Raw genomic sequence first — 18484 nt, 5'->3', positions numbered from 1 at the left:
TATATAGAAGGGAGGCAACCTGGTGTGCTCCGGGGAAGTTTCCCCAGGCCCGCCCAGCCGGATGAAAAGCAGGAGCGGTACCAGGAAGAGTGATGAAACGCACTTATCAACCCAGCAAACGCAAACGGAAGAACGTGCACGGTTTCCGTCAACGCATGAGCACGAAAAATGGCCGGAAAGTATTGCGCAACCGTCGTCGAAAAGGCAGAAAAGTATTGTCTGCATAAGGCCACTTGTATGAGGTGGCCTTTTTTCCTATGAAGGGAAAATTCGGGTTTATTTCACACCCGATCCGCCGCATAATGGAGTCGACGCGGTTTTTCCGGGAAAGGGGGGACGTCGTTGCAGAAACAGTATCGGTTGAAGCGGCGCAACGACTTTCGCCGGGCATTTCGCACCGGAAGCTCCGCCGCGAACCGCCAGTTTGTCGTCTATCGCTCGCCGCGACGGGAAAAGGGGCCGGTTCGCGTGGGGATTTCCGTCAGCCGCAAGGTGGGTAACGCGGTGACGCGCAATCGCATTAAGCGTTTGGTAAAGGAAGTAGTTCGGCAATGGGTGGATGATTTGCCGGCCAACACCGATCTGATCATTATTGCGCGTAATCCTGCCGCAGAGATGGATTATCATCAGATACAATCCAGTTTGCGCCATGTGTTTCACAGGGCGCAGCTGCTTCCGAAGCAAAAGCGGCCATCGGCAAAGGAGGGGAGAAACGGATGAAGACGGCAGCGCTTTCACTGATTCGTTTTTACCGTCGGTTTATCTCTCCTATGAAACCTCCTACCTGCCGCTTTTACCCCACTTGCTCCCAGTATGGTTTGACGGCGATTTCCCGTTATGGTGTGCTCAAGGGCAGCTGGATGACGTTGAAACGCATCTTCAAATGCCACCCCTTTCACCCCGGCGGATATGATCCTGTGCCGTGAAAACGGCATTTCATTACATACAAGCGCAAACGACGGTGCAGTGATTTCGGTTGCGATGAAGGAGGGAAAGATTCTTGTTTGCACGACGCTGGACGTCATGGATCTATTTTGCGGCCCTGTTACTTTTGTTGTCAGGTTGTTCCCCGAATCAGGCCGATTATCAACCAGTGAATCCGCATGGCGGGATCTGGGATCGGTTTTTTGTCTATCCCCTGACGAAATTGCTAGATTATACGTATGATGTGCTGGGCAGCTATGGATTGGCCATCCTGGTGGCGACGATTTTGGTTCGTCTGTTGGTGCTGCCGCTGACCCTGAAGCAGATGAAAAGCTCCAAGGAGATGCAGGCACTGCAGCCGGAGCTGAACAAAATGCGGGAAAAATACCGCAACAACCAGCAGAAGCTGCAGGAAGAGACGATGAAACTCTTCCAAAAACACAATGTAAACCCCTTGGCCGGTTGTTTGCCGATCCTGATCCAGCTGCCGATCCTGCTGGCCTTTTATCAGGCGATCATGCGCGACCAGGAAATTAAGGCTTCCACATTTTTGTGGTTGCAGCTCGGTCAGCATGATCCTTACCTGATCCTGCCCATTTTGGCGGCTGTCACTACCTATTTGCAGTCGGTCGTCATGGGCATGTCGGACAACCCGCAGGCCCGGGTGTTCATGTTTATCATGCCGGTGATGATTTTCGTCCTGGCGCTCAGTTTCCCGGCGGCGTTGTCCTTGTACTGGGTTTACAGCAACCTGTTCACTATGGTTCAGTATTATTTCCTGGGGGATAAATACAAGACCAAGCGGGAGGGTGCTACCCGTTGAAAAAGGTGATCGTAACGGCGAAGAGTGTGGACGCGGCGGTTGAGGAAGCCCTCAGCCGCCTGTCAGCTACCTGGGATCAGGTCCGGATCTCCGTGTTGGAAGAGCCCAGCAAAGGTTTCCTAGGTTTGTTTGGCGCCAAGGATGCCAAAGTAGAGGTGGAGCTGGTTCGTACTCCTTTGGATGACGCCCGTCAATTTTTACGGGATGTTACTCACGCCATGGGAGTGAATGTGGAACTGGAAGCGGTGGAAAAACAGGATCATGTGAGGTTGCAGTTTTCCGGTCAACAATTGGGAATGTTGATCGGTCGACGGGGTCAGACATTGGATGCTCTTCAATATTTGACCAATATCGTCGCCAATAAACACCATCAAGAGTATACCCGTTTTGTTCTGGATGCGGAAGGATACCGGGATCGCCGGAAGAGCACCTTGCAGGATCTTGCAGACCGGATTGCCAAACAGGTGCTGCGGACGGGTAAACCGGTGACGTTGGATCCCATGAACCCGATGGAAAGAAAGGTGATTCATACCCAGATTCAACGATACGACCGGTTGGTTACGTATAGTCAGGGGGACGAACCTCAACGTCGGGTCGTGGTTTCTTTGAAAAAATGATATGCTTCTTCAGCCACTCTCCAGATCAGGAGAGTTTTTTTGCATGGATGCGAATCGGGAATGTTGACAACGGAGGGTGGTATACGGCACCAAGCAGCTTTGTCTTCAGTGGCTATTTGCGTTTCATTGTCATAACCCGTATGTTATGATAAAAAATTAGGATATTCTATTAATGAGTTGATCGGATTCGGTATCGGATGCCGGTTGTATGAGGTGAATCAGCCATGGAAACGGATACGATTGCGGCGATCTCCACTCCGGTCGGGGAAGGCGGCATAGCGGTAATCCGGGTAAGCGGGGATGAAGCGGTTCCGGTGGTGGACCGGGTGTTTCAAGGGAGCCGATCCCTGGCGGAGGTGGACTCCCATACCGTTCATTATGGACACATCGTTGACCCGAAAACGGGGAAACGATTGGATGAAGTGCTGGTGACCGTGATGCGGGCACCCCGTACTTTCACCCGGGAAGATGTGGTGGAGGTCAGCTGCCATGGGGGTGTTGTGCCCGTACAGGCGGTGCTGGAAGCCTTGTTGTCTGCCGGAGCCAGACTGGCTGAGCCGGGAGAGTTCACCAAGCGGGCCTTTTTGAATGGCCGAATCGACTTGTCCCAGGCGGAAGCAGTGATCGATTTGATCCGCTCCAAAACGGACCGGGCTGCGCGAGTGGCGATGCAGCAGGCAGAAGGCCGCTTGTCCCGTCTCATTCAAAAGCTGCGCCAAGATATCCTGGAGACATTGGCCCACTTGGCAGTCAATGTGGATTACCCCGAGTATGATGCAGAAGAGATGACCGGACGGCTGTTGCTGGAAAAAAGCCGGGAGATCGAGAAAGCGATCAGTCAATTGCTGGTGACGGCCCGGCAAGGGCGTATTTTGCGGGAAGGCATCGCGACGGTAATCATCGGCCGCCCCAATGTGGGGAAATCCTCTCTGCTGAATACCCTGGCCCACGAAAACAAGGCCATTGTGACCGATATTCCGGGAACGACCCGGGATGTGATCGAGGAGTATGTCAATGTGCGGGGGATTCCGCTTCGGTTGGTGGATACGGCAGGAATCCGGGAAACGGAAGACATCGTGGAACGGATCGGAGTGGAGCGTTCCCACAAAGCTTTGGAACAGGCGGATCTGGTTCTCTTGTTGCTGAATTATGGGGAACCGCTGACCGACGATGACCGGAAACTGATCGATTTGGCCAGAGATTACACCACGATTGTGGTTGTTAATAAAACGGATTTGGAGCCGAAGCTGGATCTGGATGAAGTGAAGCGATTGATCGGGGATCACCCGTTGATTACCACGTCCCTGAAAGAAGAACGGGGACTGGACAAATTGGAACAAGCGATTGCCGATCTGTTCTTAGGCGGCAAGGCGCAAAGTGCGGATGCCACGTATGTGAGCAATGTCCGCCACGTTCATCTGTTGGAACGTGCACAACAAAGCGTACGGGATGCTATCGAAGGGATCGAAACCGGTGTACCGCTGGATATGGTGGAGATCGATTTGAAAAATGCCTGGCAGTACCTCGGGGAGATTATCGGGGATGCGGTGGCGGAAGATTTGATCGATCAGATCTTCTCTCAATTCTGTTTGGGGAAATAAGAAGAAAAGGAGGTACAGGAAATGCCTGTAAGCGGAGAGAAATTTGACGTGATTGTGATCGGTGCCGGCCATGCCGGCTGTGAAGCGGCTTTGGCCGCTGCCCGGATGGGGTGTTCCACGCTCCTGTTGACGCTCAGCCTGGACACCATTGCCTACATGCCTTGCAATCCTTCCGTTGGCGGCCCCGCCAAGGGACATGTGGTGCGGGAAGTGGATGCCCTAGGCGGTGAAATGGGTCGCAACATCGATAAAACCCACATTCAGATGCGGATGCTGAATACGGGCAAAGGGCCGGCGGTATATGCCTTGCGGGCGCAAGCCGACAAGGTGTTGTACCAACAAGAGATGAAAAAAGCGTTGGAGCATGAGCCCAACCTGACCCTCCATCAGAATATGGTGGAGAAATTGTTGGTGGAAAACGGAGTATGCCACGGGGTATTGACCCGAACCGGTGCCAAGTACTATTCCAAAACCGTCGTCTTGACCACCGGCACCTATTTGCGGGGGAAAGTGATCATCGGGGATCTCGCCTACGAAAGCGGGCCCAACAACCAACAACCCTCCATTAATCTGGCCCATCACCTGATTGATTTGGGCTTTGAAACGGTGCGGTTCAAAACGGGCACGCCGCCTAGGGTCAACAAAAACACCATCGATACCGATCAGATGGAGATTCAGCCGGGGGATGAGGAACCCCGTGCCTTTTCCTATGAAACGACGGAATATATCACGGACCAGCTGCCCTGTTGGCTCACTTACACCAATGAGCGAACTCACGCCTACATCCGGGACAATTTGCACCGGGCCCCCATGTATTCCGGGGTGATTCAGGGGCAGGGCCCCCGGTATTGCCCTTCCATTGAAGACAAGATCGTCCGGTTTGCCGATAAGAACCGGCATCAGATTTTCCTGGAACCGGAAGGGCGGGACACCCTGGAGATGTATGTACAAGGATTATCTACCAGTCTGCCGGAAGATGTGCAGCAATCCATCCTCCGTACCATCAAGGGGATGGAAAAGGCGGAAATGATGCGAACCGGCTATGCCATTGAGTACGACGCCATCGTGCCGACACAACTGTGGCCCAGTCTGGAAACGAAGCTGGTCGAAAATCTTTTCACCGCCGGGCAAATCAATGGCACTTCCGGTTATGAAGAGGCAGCGGGTCAAGGGATTATGGCCGGTATCAACGCTGCTCGGAAAGTGCAAGGAAAAGAGCCGGTTATTTTGAGTCGCTCCCAAGCCTATATCGGCGTGTTGATCGACGATTTGGTCACCAAGGGAACCAACGAACCGTATCGGCTGCTCACTTCCCGGGCAGAGTACCGGCTGCTGTTGCGCCATGACAACGCAGACTTGCGCTTGACGGAATTGGGCTATGAGATTGGATTGATTCCAGAGGAACGGTACCGCCGGTTCGTGGCCAAGCGGGAAGCGATCGAGAAAGAAATCACCCGCCTGCGGGAAACCAAAGTGAAGCCGACGCCGGAAATACAGGCGTTGCTGGAAGAAGTCGGTTCCAGCCCCCTTGACAATGCGATCGAGTTGTCTCGTTTGATCAAACGGCCGGAAATCAAGTATGAGCATATCGCCCGGATTGCTCCTCCCGAAACAGAGGTCGCTCCGGATGTAGCTGAACAGGTGGAGATCCAGCTGAAATACGAGGGGTATATCAATAAATCTCTGCAACAAGTGGAGAAAATGCGCAAAATGGAGAACAAGCGGATTCCCGACTGGGTCGATTATGACAAAGTGGTGGGGATCGCTACGGAAGCAAAGGAAAAACTGAAGCAGGTAAGGCCCCTGTCCCTGGGGCAGGCTTCTCGGATTTCCGGGGTCAATCCGGCGGATATCTCCATTTTGCTGGTTCACATCGAACAAGGCGGCAAAGCACACGCCAAAGCGGAATAAGGGTTGGCATCTCATTGGTCCGGTCCCGGCGGCCGGACCGTTTTACATAGGCAGCAATCGGAAAGGAGTTCATCATGGAGCATCGACAATGGCTGGAATCGGCGGCGGCAGAGTTGGGCATTTCCTTGCAGCCGCACCAGTTGGATCAATTTGCCCGGTATTATGAACGGTTGGTGGAAGTGAACAAGACCATGAATCTCACGGCCATCACAGAAGAAAACGACGTATATATCAAGCACTTTTACGATTCCCTCACCTTGGCTCCCCTGCTTCCGGCAGAGAGTATCCAATCGCTAATCGACGTGGGTACCGGTGCCGGATTTCCGGGAATCCCGCTGAAAATCGCCTTTCCCCATATTCGGCTCACCCTGCTGGATTCGTTGAACAAACGGGTCACCTTTCTCAAGGAGTTGGCGGAGGATCTGGGTCTGGAAGGGGTGGAAGCGGTGCATCGCCGTGCAGAGGAGGCAGGACGTCAACCTCGATTCCGGGAATCCTTTGACGTGGCGACCGCTCGTGCGGTAGCCCGTCTGAACGTCCTGTCGGAGTACTGCATGCCTTTTGTGCGGGTGGGCGGTATATTTGCTGCTATGAAAGGGGCGGGTGTATTGGAGGAGATCAGCGAGGCGCAGTCGGCCATTTCCCGTCTGGGCGGGGGCAGCATCCGGGATGAACTGCTTTCTTTGCCCGAAGGGAAAGGGGATCGCCATATTCTCCTTGTCCAGAAAAACCAACCGACACCCAAAAAATACCCGCGGCGGCCGGGAATTCCGGCGAAACAGCCTTTATAGCCGTTAACAGGTTTCCTATGATGGAGAGTGGACTGAGGCTGCTGCAAAGTCATCTTCGGAAAAGAATAGAGCACATCTCACACGGAATACTTCTGAACGAGTATCTAGTTCTTGCTGTGTTAAAGACAAAAAGAAGAGCCCGTTCCCTTTGATTGGGAGCGGGCTATTACGGATCTTTCCCGAAAGAAGGGATCAATCGATTCGCTTGTAAAACCTTTCGATGCTTGTTCATGGAATACCGGCGATATCCCCCGTTTCTCATTTCCAACATGATGTTGTTGCCCCTTTTTCCATGCTGGAGGATTCCGTTCACCCCAGGTTATTGATCAGATTATGCAACCCTCTGAGTGCCAGCTTCCGCTTTTCCAGCTTTTCCACTTCGGCATTGGCGAAGGGGGTGAGGAAATCTTCATAGGAATCGTATCCATAAGGATCTTCCAACTCAATCGTATCCCGTTTCAATGTATCTCCGGAATCGCCGGAACTGCTTTGCTTCAAAATGCGGCGAGCTTCTTCCTCACCCATGAAGGAGGCAGACTTCCGAGCCGAGGGGCGCTGATCCGAATGTTTCCGGGCCGCGTTTACTTGCTCGAAAGGCCGGGATGATCGGGTCGGTTTCTTGGGTCGGCCGGCAGATGAGGCAGGAGGCTTGCTGAAAGGTCGGGCTGTCCGTTCCTTGGATGCCGGCGGTGTGTCTGGTGGTGTCGCACTTTTGCGATTCTCGCTGGTTGCGGAATCAGCCTCTCGATCGTCGCGAGGGCTGTTTTTCCTTTGAAAAGATTTCAGCCAGGCTTCCTCATCATACTCGAAGGAAAAATCTGTGTCTTCGCGAACTTCTTCCTGTTGTTCTCCCTTTTCAGGTGCTTCCCATACCCTGTGACCCGGAATGGAAGTGGACTCGCGAAACTCACGGGTTTCTTCCTCTTTATACGATTGGAAAGGACGTCTGTCTTTCTTTCGCGGGGAACGTCGGTTGCGTACACGTCCGTGATTCATCGGGATGACGGACTTGGGATACACAGGCTGTTCCTCGTCCTCTTGGGTTCGATCCGGTGTTTCTGGATCCGCCGGTGCTGTTGCTTCGCCTTCCGTTGGAAGGGATTCTTCTTTCGGTGTTTCTGGATCCATCCCCATTCCGGGGGCAGCCTCCGCTCCCAACCACTCAGTTTCATCCAATGAGAAGGACGTTGTTGCTTCTGGCGAGTCGAGAGAATCAACCGTTTCGTTCATGGACCATAATGCCGTTTCATCCTCTTGAATCGGAGGCAGCGGCGGCTCTGTTACCGGTGGATTGAAGGCCGAAGATGAAGCGGTGGAGGCGGCAGGGGTGACTTGGGTGCGGCGAAGCCCCCGTGTCAGCCGTTTGCGCAGTTTTAATTCCCGCTCCCGGAAGATGGGTTGATCCTGGGCTGCTTTTCCTTCTTCAACGCCAGGCTTTGTTTGGGTTTCTTCTGTTTTGACGGTCCGATCCAGTAAGTGCGGGCGGTGTATCAGCCGTTTGCGTTGCTGAATCTCTCGTTCCAAAAGAAACGGGGGCAGCTTTTTGCTGCGGACGGTCCCGCTGTCACTGGCGGTGAGATAGGGGCCGGTATTCACGGGAGCTTCCGTCATGGGTGCTTGTAATAGATAAACGGCATGATGCCCTTCCTGGCTTAAACATTGGGTGAGGACTCCGCGGGACGAAGGGGCTGTGTCTTCCTGCGACCATTCTTCCACTTGGTGTCCGGGACGGTTGCGGACAATGGGTGAACTGCATAGGACGGATGCCGTTGTTCCGGGTTCCAAATGAAGGACCCATGCGCTTTTGCCGGATTGCTGGATTTGACGGGCGATGTCCTTTCCATCGGGCCCGTTGCTGATAATGATGAAATCAAACTGCTTGCCGGCCTTTGTCATGGAATTCCCTCCTTTTCTATAGCGGTTCAGGTGGATCTGCTCTTTTTTGGAAGCAGCATCAACGGATTCCTCTTCAAAAAGAAGAGGGTTCCATCATTTTTCGTTGTTTAGGATGAGTGAATCCCCCAGGAAGCACTTCCTGGGGGTTTTTCTGTTGACTGGATATGGGTTACTTTTTGTTGCCGCGTTTTTCCCGGGTTACCGGTTTATCGACGGTGCTCGGTACGGAAAACTCTTCTTGGATGGTGGCTGCCACTTCCTGTTGATTTTTCAGGGGAACAGTCTTGGACTTGGATTGCGTGAATTTGCACAACCCGAAGGCATTGGCGAATTGGGCATCGATCCCATAATCCTCGGCGAAGATCAGTTTGTCACCGAAGCGTTCTCGATAGTATTGCTTAAAGGGGATGGAGGAACCGCCGGTCAGGATGATGTAAGTAATGTCATCCGCATAGTCGAGACGGTTCCACACTTCATCCACCAATGCTTCTCCGACTTCTTGGATGCAGCTTTGCACGATCTCCGATACATCATAGACTTTCCCTTTGAAGCTGATTTCTCCGGAGCGAATCACTCGGTTCAAGCTCCAAATGGGATATTCTTTGCCGGTTTTATCCGGATCCACTTCCCGGGAGAATTCGGCCAGGCGTTTGGAGAGAAGCTGATAAACGTTAATCATGGCATGGCGGGAAGTGAAGCTTTGCCGTTTGATAATCGTTTCACCATGCAGTGTTTCCACGTCGGAAGTGCCGAAGCCGAGGTCGTTGATGCTGACCTTTTGAATGAACAGATCTTCATTTAGCAATTGTCCGTCCCGATCGAGAGCGATATGGAACAGCGTGGCCATCGGCTGACTGATTACGTACAGGTTTTCCCGTTTGATTTCAAATTCGACTTTGCGGTAAGGCAGGTTTCCTTGTTTCACTTCAAAGCTGTGTTTCCCTACCAAGCGGCGCTTCAGTTCTTCTTTATAGTCGATGTAGCTGTCTGTGGGAAGGGCAACCGAGACGATCGGTTCGCTGTTGCTGTTGTTTCCCTGCAGCATCAAACCAGTGCTGACGCGGAACATAATCAAGTATTCCTGTTCACGGAACCAAGTGGGGCTGAACAAACGGCGTTCGTGAGAGTCGAACAACTCATCATCCCCTGATTGTTCAATGGCCAGCTTCCCGACAAACCATTCCCGGGCTCCTTCTTTTTCCCGATACATAATATTGTGCGGGTCGTTATTGTATGTAATCTCTCCCACACGGTTGGGGACCACCATATTGCGGATAAACATTTTTAAGAATTTATCCCCGTTACGGCTCACGACTTTCGTACCGTAATAGCCTTGGTCATTTCCTATGTAAATCGGTATGCTCATATTCCTTGCCCCCTATTTTTTGACGAACTTCTATCACGATTCTATCAAGCTCAACGAAGGGGGGTCAATAAACAAACTGGGAAGATTCGACAATTTCACACTGAAAACGACGATATTCACAATGGTTTCTATGACCTTTCGACGAAATTTAAGGGGCTGAGACACATTTCGATACAAAAAGGAAAGTGTGAAAAACCCTGTAATTCTAAGGTGATTGGGGGATCGTGCAGAATATACTTCGATGTGCTCCCGGTAAAAAACAGATAGATAGAACTATTCAACGTACTACTTATTCTCTATTTTTGGCGTAATCGTTTTTAGGCGGATTACAGGAGGAAAACATTGGATGTTCGAGAGGGGCAGAATTTTTTCGTAACACGAAATATAGGGGGATGTGGTTTAGGGCGTGTCTGGTCATTTGATTCTTGATCGTTGATGATAGGGAGGGTTATTTTGATAAGAGATTGCACCGATGTTTCACGTGAAACATGATCAACATTTGTTCCTGACGGCAGAGAAGGGGAAGAAGGGGGGACAGCGAATAAGTAAAAGGAGGAATAATGGAGTACATAGAGATGTAGGTGGTGTGCAATCCATGAAAGAGCCGTTCACCCGGTTGTTCGGCATAGGAGAAAAAGATTCGCATGATGAAGTAAAACAACTCCCGGTCGGAAATATTCAATCGAGTCCTTACCAACCACGCTCGATCTTTGACGATGAACGGATTGAAGAGCTTTGCCAGACCATTAAAACCCATGGGGTTATTCAGCCGATTGTAGTAAGAACGGTTCGCGGCGGTTATGAGCTGATCGCGGGTGAACGCCGTTTACGAGCGGTCAAAAAACTAGGGATGCCCCGTATTCCTGCGGTTATTCGTGAGATGAATGATGCCCAGGCTGCTTCTGCCGCTCTAATCGAGAACCTGCAACGGGAGGGTTTAACCGCGATTGAAGAGGCGGCTGCCTATCAACAGTTGATTCAACTGCATGGTTTGACACAAGAGAGTTTGGCTCAACGGTTGGGGAAGGGACAATCTACGATTGCCAACAAGCTGCGTTTGCTGCAACTATCCGAACCGATTCAGAAAGCTTTGATGAAAAGAGATATTACAGAGCGGCATGCACGTGCATTGTTGGCATTGAAAGATGTGGAAGAGCAGGTTCGTTTGTTGGAGGAGATCATTACCAAGGAATTGAATGTGAAGCAGACAGAGGAACGGATTCGCAAACTGTTGGAGGGCAAACAAGGGAAGCCGAAGCCCAAACGGAAGTCGTTTTCCAGGGATGTGCGGATTGCCATGAATACCATCCGCCAGTCTGTGGACATGGTGAAACAAACAGGGCTGGCTGTTTCGGCGGATGAACAAGAGCATGAGGATTTTTATGAAGTCGTGATCCGTATTCCCAAATAAATAGCAGAAGGTATGTATTTGAAGGGGGTGACACCTCCTTATTTTATATCTCGTTGAAAATGCAGAAGCCCTTTGTGACAAGGGCACTGAAATGGATGACAAAGTCTCGGCAGTTGTACAGGGGCAACAGGAAGCCTTTCTGTTTATTCGCGACTGAACCATGTACCCATCGAAAACATACGGGACGGAGGCAAATATAGAGCCATAGCACGCCTTGGACGCAATCAGCCAAGGCGTGTCGTGTGCTCTGTGGGTGTTGGTGCCCGTGGGTGCCACATATAGCATTTTCTTTGGCTCACGCTTTGCTTATCGCAACTATACCGGATGTAGTCGTGTGAAGTATTCTCTCTACAGTTACGCAATATTTTTGAGTGGACTGTTTAACATCTGTGATGTCGAAAAGGGAACGAAAGCAGGAGAGTTCCCTCTGCTTATCAAGCCAATGGCTATATAAGCATGGGTCCATTTCCGTTTCATTCCCGATGGACCGCTAAAATAGAGTTGAAGGCTGCTGACAAAGGGCAGAAGAACTCTTTTGCCTGAGAGCGAGGACGAACACATCGGACCAGAGGGAAAAGAGAAAAAAGCGGTACACCCTCACGGTGCCATGTCTCATATCTCTTGAGCGGACAATATGGACTCTGCGTCGCAGTAGGGGAGCAATGGGCAAAAGGAGTTGAAGCTATCATATACAAGCTGAGATTTTCTTTTCCGCAGAAAAATCAAAAAGGGGAGCCTTCTTGTGAACACACTTATAAAAACGTGTCCGATGATCCTTAAAAACGAGTATAATCAATGGTATAGAAGATAGAGAAGAGCGGAAGAACGTGTTTGTGCAGCTGAGAGTCGAGACGATGTGCTGGATGGATCGCAAACTGGCAGTAATATTTCGATCTCTTTTGAAACGGGGAGGAAGGCAGTATGGGAAAAGTGATTGCCATCGCCAATCAGAAAGGCGGAGTTGGAAAAACAACCACTTCTATTAATTTGGGAACCAGCTTGGCACATCAGGGGAAAAAGTGCTTGATCGTAGATATTGATCCTCAAGGTAATACCACATCCGGTCTGGGAATCAACAAGGGGGATGTAGAAGTTTGTATCTATGATGTGCTGATTGAAGAACTTTCGATCAGCAATGTTGTGTTATCTACGGATATTGACAATCTGGATCTGGTACCTGCGACGATTGAATTGGCAGGTGCGGAGATCGAGCTGGTCCAGACGTTGTCACGGGAGCAACGATTAAAGAGGGCTCTACAACCGATTCAGGATGACTATGATTACATACTGATTGATTGCCCACCTTCCCTGGGTGTATTAACGATCAATTCTTTGACGGCTGCTCATACCGTATTAATCCCTATTCAATGTGAGTTTTATGCCTTGGAAGGATTGGGACAACTGCTGAACACCATCCGGATCGTACAGAAACATTTGAACAAAAAGCTGGAGATCGAGGGAGTTCTGCTGACCATGTTTGACGGGCGCACCAATCTTTCCGTACAGGTGATGGATGAAGTGAAAAAATACTTCCAACAAAAAGTGTATCAGACGGTGATTCCGCGGAATGTACGTTTGAGTGAAGCTCCCAGTCACGGAGTGCCGATCTTAAATTATGATCCTCGATCCCGCGGTGCAGAATGTTATCTTCAGTTGGCAAAGGAAGTGATGGCGAATGGCAGGTAAGCGTTTGGGACGGGGGTTGGGAGCCCTTCTTCCCGAAGCGACGGAAAGTGATGCCGTTAATGAAGTGGCGGTTGAAGAGCTCAGACCCAACCCCTATCAACCGCGAAAGACTTTTGATACGGAGGCATTGGAAGAGTTGGTGTCCTCCATTCGAGAGCATGGGATTATCCAGCCTCTAGTGGTGCGAAAAAGCATTCGCGGGTATGAGATTGTTGCGGGGGAACGCCGTTTTCGCGCAGCGAAAGAAGTGGGTTTGGATACAGTCCCCATCGTCGTACGGGAATTTACAGATGAGCAGATGATGGAGATTGCCTTGATTGAGAACTTGCAAAGAGAGGATTTGAACTCCATCGAGATTGCACAGGCGTATCAAAAATTGATGGATCAATTCTCCATGACCCAGGAAGAGTTGGCGAAAAAAGTGGGTAAAAGCCGTCCCCATGTGACCAACTATCTTCGTTTGCTGCAGCTTCCCGATGTGATTCAAGAAAATGTTTCACGTGGAACATTGTCGATGGGACATGCCCGTGCACTGTTGGGGCTGAAAGATCGGGAGTTGATGGTACGGCTGGCACAGAAAGTGGTTAAAGAAGGAGCCAGTGTCCGGCAACTGGAAGAGTGGATTCAGAAAATCAATGAGCAGCAAAACCGAAAGAGGAAAGGGCGGGTACAAAAGGAAGAAAACCCCCAATTCAAACGCTACGAAGACTTGTTGCAGGAAGCTTTCAGTACGCCGGTTCGTATTCGGCATGGACGTCGCAAGGGACGGATTGAAATCGAATATTACTCTGAACGGGAACTGGAACGATTGGTGGAAATTCTCCACCGAGATCGGTTGATTGACTGATCGAACCAACAAAGCGGAGGTGAAGCCCATGATCTATTTGGACCAAGCTGCAACCAGTTGGCCCAAACCGCCGGGAGTGACCGACGCGATGAAAGAGTGTATAGAAGAGTTTGGGGCTAACCCGGGCAGGGGAGGTCACCGATTGTCTGTACGGGCCGGCCAGGTCATCGATGATACCCGGAGGTTGGCCGCCCAGCTGTTTCATGCCCCGGATCCCAAGCAAGTGTGGTTTTACGGTAACGCTACACAAGCCATCAACCAGGCATTGCTAGGCCTCTTACAACCGGGAGACCATGTGATCGCCAGCAGTTGGGAGCACAATGCAGTCGCTCGTCCTCTGGAACGCCTGCGAAAACGGGGAGTGATTGACGTAACATGGGTCCCTCCTTCGGACCGATCGCCGATAGACTTGACATTTTTAAAGCGGGCGATCCGTCCGGAGACACGTTTGATCGTTACGACCCATGCTTCCAATGTGAATGGTGCCGTTTTACCGATTGAGGAAATCGGGGAAATGGCGGAGCAGCATCAGGTACGGTTCATGGTGGATGCAGCCCAAACGGCGGGTGTGTTGCCGATTGATGTACAAGCGATGGGGATCCATCTGTTGGCTTTCCCGGGGCACAAAGGACTTCTCGGCCCTCAAGGCACCGGCGGACTGATCGTTCACCCGGATGTGAAGATAGAACCCCTGATTACCGGGGGGACAGGAAGCCGATCGGAGGCGCTGGAACAACCTGAGGACCGTCCGGAAGGATTTGAAAGCGGGACGCCCAACACACCCGGTATCGCAGGGCTGCATGCTGCCTTGCAGTTTGTGATGGAGACGGGTATAGAAGAGATCCATCGTCAAGAAAGCCGTTTAGGGGATCAACTGGTTGCCGGGCTGCGGGAAATCGAGGGGGTAACCTTGTATAGAGGGTCATCCACCGACCACTTGCCGGTGATTTCTTTTCGAGTGCGGGGAGTTGGTCCTGATGAGATGGCTGTGATCTTGGATCAACACTACGGTATCGCCGTACGTGCCGGCTTGCATTGTGCTGCTGTGGCGCATCAAACCCTGGGTACGTTGGACGGGGGGACCGTTCGTATAAGTCCGGGTTATTTCAATACGGAGGAAGATGTTCAGGCGCTGATCTCTGCTGTACAAGAAGTAAGTGCAGCATGTGCCGCGATGTAAATGTTTTGCGGATCAAACCAACAGGGAAGTGTCCGTATATCAGGATCCGCAGTTTGTTGCGGAATGCTTTGGATTTTGTGATGAAGTGAGGGAAACGATCTGTGGCTGTGAATATGGGATGGCTGAATACATATGCGGGTGAAATTACCCTGGGTTTATTGGTGTTGCAAGGTTTATGGTTCTTGATCTGGTTCGGTACCTGGTTAAAGTTGCGGGCACACAAAAAAATGATCGGCCGTTTTCGCGATCAATTGGAAGAAGGGGATCGACTGCGGGAGTTGCTCAAAGGGGAGTTGAGTGCGGAATCATTGAGCGATTTTCTGCGGCAGTTGAAGGAAAGTCATCGTCGCATGAAAGGGCGGATGGGGTTGGTTCGTTACAATGCGATCGGAGAGCGGGCAACAGATATGAGTTTTTCTCTCGCCCTATTGGATGATGAACAAAACGGCGTGGTTATCAGCAGTTTATTCAGTAATCAAGGACAATCTTATATTTATGCCAAACCGGTAGAAAAGGGAAGTTCCACTTATCGGTTATCCGCAGAGGAACAGCAGGCGATTGAACAGGCTCGCTGAACCATTACTCCGCGGGCCTTTGTTGTGGTCAAAGGGTTTGTCCCGTCTGATAACCAGAGGGGGGTTGCTATATGTTCATCGTGATCGTCAATCCCGTTTCCGGCAATGGAAAAGGAGTGAAAATCGTTTCGCCGCTGGAAAAAGAATTAAAGCGAAAGCAAGTCCCATATGAAATTCGGTGGACCCAATATCCGGGACATGCGAGTAAATTGGCGGAAGAAGCAAGTCGACGGCCTGAGGTGAAAGCCGTGGTCGCTGTAGGCGGAGACGGTACCGTACATGAGGTGGCAAATGGATTGGCGGGAACGGATATTCCTTTGGGGTATGTTCCTGCAGGCTCAGGCAACGACTTCGCCCGGGCACATGGAATCCCCCGTCATCCACTGAAAGCGCTAGAACGGATTCTTAAAGGGGAGCCGTTCACTGTGGATACAGCAGCGTGTGGGGAGCGCGTGTTGGTAAACACCGCTGGAATCGGCTTTGATGGTGAAGTAGCGAAATGGGTGAATCAATCCCGCTGGAAAAAATGGTTGGGCAAATTCGCTTACGTCCTCGGGGTGATACGCGTTTTGAGGCGATTTACTCCCCGAAAAGTCTGGCTGACGGTGGATGGGCAGGAGCATGTGATGGACGGCGTTTGGTTGATTGCGATTGCCAATATCCCATATTACGGCGGCGGAATGAAGATTTGCCCTGAAGCTTCCAATCAGGATGGCATACTGGACATTTGTCTGGTGCATAACATCAGCCGTCCTTTGCTGTTAGCCTTGTTCCCCCGTGTTTTTCAAGGAACTCATGTGCGTCACCCTGCCGCGAAAATGATGAAAGGAAAGGAAATTCGGATACAATCCGATCATCCGATGGTGATTCATGTAGATGGGGAGATTGTGGGCGAAACACCTTGTAAGGTGACCCTTCGCCCTCAATCCCTGCGCGTGCTGTAAAGGGTAGGATCCGTTCATCATACAGTTAACAAAGGGAATTATAATGAATGCTAAGTAAAAAAGACATCGGGAGAATCTCCTGACGTCTTTTTTATGTAAGACAGCAAGCTTACTTTGAGTTAACTGTCAGTCAAGAGAAAAAACAATGCTGTCCAGTTGGAACACCCATTACAAACTCTCTCGACTGAAATAAGAGCAAGATACCCGGTGAATGGCATTTGCGATGATATCCGCCATTTTCATGACAATGCTAAGGCGAGTGTTTTGTAAAACAAAATACTCCATAAAACCGGACACATTCACAATGCCGGTGATATGTACCTGTCCTACTTCGGGTAAACGTTTGTTCACCCCGGCACCTGGGCGCAAAGGACCGTTGCCCACTTGGATCCACCCCACGCTGGACAGTTGTCCAAGACAAGCATCGACAGCGATGACCCGCGGATGTTTTAGCTCTCTTTGCATCTGGTTGAGTGTAGCCTGCAGGTTGACAGCATGTACAGGCTCGTCCAATGTCCCATAAATACGTAACCGGGAACCGTCCATTTTCTCCAGTTGGGAACCAACCAAAGGACCGAGGGCGTCGCCGGTAGACCGATCCGTGCCGATGCAGATGCAGGCCAGCTCCGAAGTATGGGGATAAAGTTGAATGGCATGGGACAACCATTCGGCGCATTGATTGACTGCCATAGGGTGGGTGAATTCAACTCGGGACGGAGCTGCGGATCCCCCCGGACGCGGGATGGGCACCCGTTCACGCATGAGCTTCGACCTCCATCACGGAAAAATCAGATCCTTACCAGTATACGGAAACCTGCGGCGAAATATACATGTAGGGACAGCCCCGGAGAAGGAGGATCTCGATGCGTATTCAATGGTGGCAATCCGTAAAAATCGGCATGACCATCGTAGGAACAACGATTGGTGCCGGTTTTGCTTCCGGGAGAGAGATTTGGGAGTTTTTCGGTTCATACGGGAATCACAGCGGTTCCAGCATTCTATTGGCCATGCTCTTGTTTTGCTTGGCCAGTGTGGTAATCCTTACGATCAGCTGGCAGAAAGGAACACGCCATTACTCGGAAATATTGGCTCATATCTTAGGTCCGCGGGCGGGGCAGTGGTTTGATCAGTTGGTGCTTTTGTTTCTATTGACAAGTACATTGGTGATGGTGGCGGGCAGCGGGGCGACTTTTGAACAATGGAGCGGCTCGTTTATAGCGGGTGCCTTGGTGATGGCCATTGCGGTGATGATGATTTTATTTTTTGATATCCGCGGATTGATGGCCATGAATACCTTCATTATTCCTGTGATGACATCCGTGCTGATATGGGTGTGCATCGAGTTCCTCCTCAGCAACCCATCCGTCCCGTTAACAGTGTCAGAAACAACATCCGCATTACCGGTATGGCCTTCTGCCATCACTTACGCCGCCTTTAATATCATTTCATTGCTGGCTGTGTTATCAACGGTTGGTTCGCAAATACGGCATCCTGCTGAAATCTGGACGGCGGGAATTTTGAGTGCCGGATGTTTGGGATTAGTGGCGTATCTTTATAATTATTCCCTATTAAAAGTAACCCATCTCATTTCCCAATACGAGATTCCCTTGTTTGCTTTGGTAAAGAGCTATTCAAAGATTTGGGTGTTTACGATCTCCCTGGTCTTATGGCTAGCGATTTACACCACCGCCGCGAGCAACGTGCATGGTTTGGTTTTTCGCCTCTCAGATCACTGGAACATTCCCCGCTGGATCATCGGAGCCGTCATATTGGCTGTGTTGACCCCGCTAAGTCATCTGGGTTTTCAAACATTGGTCCAGTTTCTTTACCCCTTGTCCGGTGTGCTTAATCTTTTCCTGTTGACCATGATCCTGCTCTATCCTTTTTCCCGAGATAAGAAATGAATCCAGGT

At 50.9% G+C, this 18484-nt stretch carries 18 protein-coding genes; 15 read left to right on the top strand and 3 right to left on the bottom strand.

The window, feature by feature from the left end; translation table 11 throughout:
- The first annotated feature begins 92 nt into the window (after positions 1-92).
- The 8 genes from rpmH to rsmG all read left to right on the top strand — a co-directional run bounded on the left by rpmH (position 93) and on the right by rsmG (position 6667).
- Positions 93-227, top strand: a complete 135-nt coding sequence (rpmH, locus tag IEW70_RS01990; protein WP_188646303.1) for a 50S ribosomal protein L34 — start codon at positions 93-95, stop codon at positions 225-227.
- A 115-nt stretch (positions 228-342) separates the two neighbouring features.
- Positions 343-720, top strand: a complete 378-nt coding sequence (gene rnpA / locus IEW70_RS01985; protein WP_188646244.1) for a ribonuclease P protein component — start codon at positions 343-345, stop codon at positions 718-720.
- Positions 717-926 carry a membrane protein insertion efficiency factor YidD gene (yidD, locus tag IEW70_RS01980; protein ID WP_188646243.1) on the top strand — a complete coding sequence of 70 codons (210 nt, stop codon included), beginning with the start codon at positions 717-719 and terminating at the stop codon, positions 924-926. The genes rnpA and yidD overlap by 4 nt, the downstream gene beginning before the upstream one ends.
- A 74-nt stretch (positions 927-1000) precedes the next feature.
- The gene (gene yidC, locus IEW70_RS01975) at positions 1001-1747 is read left to right on the top strand and encodes a membrane protein insertase YidC (protein WP_188646242.1); all 747 of its coding nucleotides are present in this window, start codon (positions 1001-1003) and stop codon (positions 1745-1747) included.
- 5 nt (positions 1748-1752) lie between these two features.
- Positions 1753-2364 (top strand): RNA-binding cell elongation regulator Jag/EloR, encoded by a 612-nt coding sequence (gene jag / locus IEW70_RS01970; protein ID WP_308423118.1) that lies wholly within the window; start codon positions 1753-1755, stop codon positions 2362-2364.
- A gap of 224 nt (positions 2365-2588) precedes the next feature.
- Positions 2589-3965, top strand: coding sequence for a tRNA uridine-5-carboxymethylaminomethyl(34) synthesis GTPase MnmE (gene mnmE / locus IEW70_RS01965; protein WP_188646240.1), 1377 nt, complete (start codon positions 2589-2591; stop codon positions 3963-3965).
- A gap of 21 nt (positions 3966-3986) precedes the next feature.
- Entirely contained in the window at positions 3987-5876 is a 1890-nt protein-coding gene (gene mnmG / locus IEW70_RS01960; protein ID WP_188646239.1) for a tRNA uridine-5-carboxymethylaminomethyl(34) synthesis enzyme MnmG, read from the top strand.
- Positions 5877-5950: 74 nt separating this feature from the next.
- Positions 5951-6667 (top strand): 16S rRNA (guanine(527)-N(7))-methyltransferase RsmG, encoded by a 717-nt coding sequence (rsmG, locus tag IEW70_RS01955; RefSeq protein WP_188646238.1) that lies wholly within the window; start codon positions 5951-5953, stop codon positions 6665-6667.
- Between the two features lie 309 nt (positions 6668-6976).
- Here the strand turns inward: rsmG and IEW70_RS01950 are convergent, their stop codons facing one another.
- Both IEW70_RS01950 and IEW70_RS01945 read right to left on the bottom strand, forming a co-directional pair.
- Positions 6977-8563, bottom strand: a complete 1587-nt coding sequence (locus IEW70_RS01950) for a hypothetical protein (RefSeq protein WP_188646237.1) — start codon at positions 8561-8563, stop codon at positions 6977-6979.
- A gap of 169 nt (positions 8564-8732) precedes the next feature.
- On the bottom strand, positions 8733-9929 hold the full coding sequence (locus tag IEW70_RS01945; RefSeq protein WP_188646236.1) for a ParM/StbA family protein: 1197 nt from the start codon (positions 9927-9929) through the stop codon (positions 8733-8735).
- A 595-nt stretch (positions 9930-10524) separates the two neighbouring features.
- Here IEW70_RS01945 and noc point away from each other — a divergent pair.
- The 6 genes from noc to IEW70_RS01915 all read left to right on the top strand — a co-directional run bounded on the left by noc (position 10525) and on the right by IEW70_RS01915 (position 16572).
- Positions 10525-11340 carry a nucleoid occlusion protein gene (gene noc / locus IEW70_RS01940; RefSeq protein WP_188646235.1) on the top strand — a complete coding sequence of 272 codons (816 nt, stop codon included), beginning with the start codon at positions 10525-10527 and terminating at the stop codon, positions 11338-11340.
- A gap of 921 nt (positions 11341-12261) precedes the next feature.
- Entirely contained in the window at positions 12262-13026 is a 765-nt protein-coding gene (locus IEW70_RS01935) for a ParA family protein (protein ID WP_188646234.1), read from the top strand.
- The gene (locus IEW70_RS01930; RefSeq protein WP_188646233.1) at positions 13016-13873 is read left to right on the top strand and encodes a ParB/RepB/Spo0J family partition protein; all 858 of its coding nucleotides are present in this window, start codon (positions 13016-13018) and stop codon (positions 13871-13873) included. The genes IEW70_RS01935 and IEW70_RS01930 overlap by 11 nt, the downstream gene beginning before the upstream one ends.
- Positions 13874-13901: 28 nt before the next feature.
- Complete coding sequence (locus IEW70_RS01925) at positions 13902-15053, top strand: aminotransferase class V-fold PLP-dependent enzyme (RefSeq protein ID WP_188646232.1); 1152 nt, start codon at positions 13902-13904, stop codon at positions 15051-15053.
- Positions 15054-15154: 101 nt separating this feature from the next.
- Positions 15155-15628, top strand: coding sequence for a DUF4446 family protein (locus IEW70_RS01920; protein WP_188646231.1), 474 nt, complete (start codon positions 15155-15157; stop codon positions 15626-15628).
- A 71-nt stretch (positions 15629-15699) separates the two neighbouring features.
- Positions 15700-16572: a diacylglycerol/lipid kinase family protein gene (locus IEW70_RS01915; RefSeq protein ID WP_188646230.1), complete on the top strand. Its 873-nt coding sequence runs from the start codon at positions 15700-15702 to the stop codon at positions 16570-16572.
- Positions 16573-16740: 168 nt separating this feature from the next.
- Here the strand turns inward: IEW70_RS01915 and yyaC are convergent, their stop codons facing one another.
- Positions 16741-17334 carry a spore protease YyaC gene (yyaC, locus tag IEW70_RS01910; RefSeq protein WP_188646229.1) on the bottom strand — a complete coding sequence of 198 codons (594 nt, stop codon included), beginning with the start codon at positions 17332-17334 and terminating at the stop codon, positions 16741-16743.
- 101 nt (positions 17335-17435) lie between these two features.
- On the opposite strand from yyaC, the gene IEW70_RS01905 reads away from it, so the two are divergent.
- The gene (locus tag IEW70_RS01905) at positions 17436-18476 is read left to right on the top strand and encodes a YkvI family membrane protein (RefSeq protein WP_188646228.1); all 1041 of its coding nucleotides are present in this window, start codon (positions 17436-17438) and stop codon (positions 18474-18476) included.
- Positions 18477-18484 lie beyond the last annotated feature (8 nt).

Source organism: Marinithermofilum abyssi (assembly GCF_014641195.1).
Lineage (GTDB): Bacteria > Bacillota > Bacilli > Thermoactinomycetales > DSM-45169 > Marinithermofilum > Marinithermofilum abyssi.
The sequence above is the reverse complement of the archived record's forward strand: the minus strand, read 5'-3'. Positions and strand labels throughout refer to the sequence as shown.

Bases quoted from the DNA above. Each gene is read 5' to 3' on its own strand.
- mnmE (WP_188646240.1), top strand. From the start codon at position 2,589: ATGGAAACGGATACGATTGCGGCGATCTCCACTCCGGTCGGGGAAGGC.
- IEW70_RS01915 (WP_188646230.1), top strand. From the start codon at position 15,700: ATGTTCATCGTGATCGTCAATCCCGTTTCCGGCAATGGAAAAGGAGTG.
- IEW70_RS01950 (WP_188646237.1), bottom strand. From the start codon at position 8,563: ATGACAAAGGCCGGCAAGCAGTTTGATTTCATCATTATCAGCAACGGG.
- IEW70_RS01945 (WP_188646236.1), bottom strand. From the start codon at position 9,929: ATGAGCATACCGATTTACATAGGAAATGACCAAGGCTATTACGGTACG.
- rpmH (WP_188646303.1), top strand. From the start codon at position 93: ATGAAACGCACTTATCAACCCAGCAAACGCAAACGGAAGAACGTGCAC.
- IEW70_RS01905 (WP_188646228.1), top strand. From the start codon at position 17,436: ATGCGTATTCAATGGTGGCAATCCGTAAAAATCGGCATGACCATCGTA.
- noc (WP_188646235.1), top strand. From the start codon at position 10,525: ATGAAAGAGCCGTTCACCCGGTTGTTCGGCATAGGAGAAAAAGATTCG.
- IEW70_RS01925 (WP_188646232.1), top strand. From the start codon at position 13,902: ATGATCTATTTGGACCAAGCTGCAACCAGTTGGCCCAAACCGCCGGGA.
- rsmG (WP_188646238.1), top strand. From the start codon at position 5,951: ATGGAGCATCGACAATGGCTGGAATCGGCGGCGGCAGAGTTGGGCATT.
- mnmG (WP_188646239.1), top strand. From the start codon at position 3,987: ATGCCTGTAAGCGGAGAGAAATTTGACGTGATTGTGATCGGTGCCGGC.
- yyaC (WP_188646229.1), bottom strand. From the start codon at position 17,334: ATGCGTGAACGGGTGCCCATCCCGCGTCCGGGGGGATCCGCAGCTCCG.
- IEW70_RS01930 (WP_188646233.1), top strand. From the start codon at position 13,016: ATGGCAGGTAAGCGTTTGGGACGGGGGTTGGGAGCCCTTCTTCCCGAA.
- IEW70_RS01935 (WP_188646234.1), top strand. From the start codon at position 12,262: ATGGGAAAAGTGATTGCCATCGCCAATCAGAAAGGCGGAGTTGGAAAA.
- yidD (WP_188646243.1), top strand. From the start codon at position 717: ATGAAGACGGCAGCGCTTTCACTGATTCGTTTTTACCGTCGGTTTATC.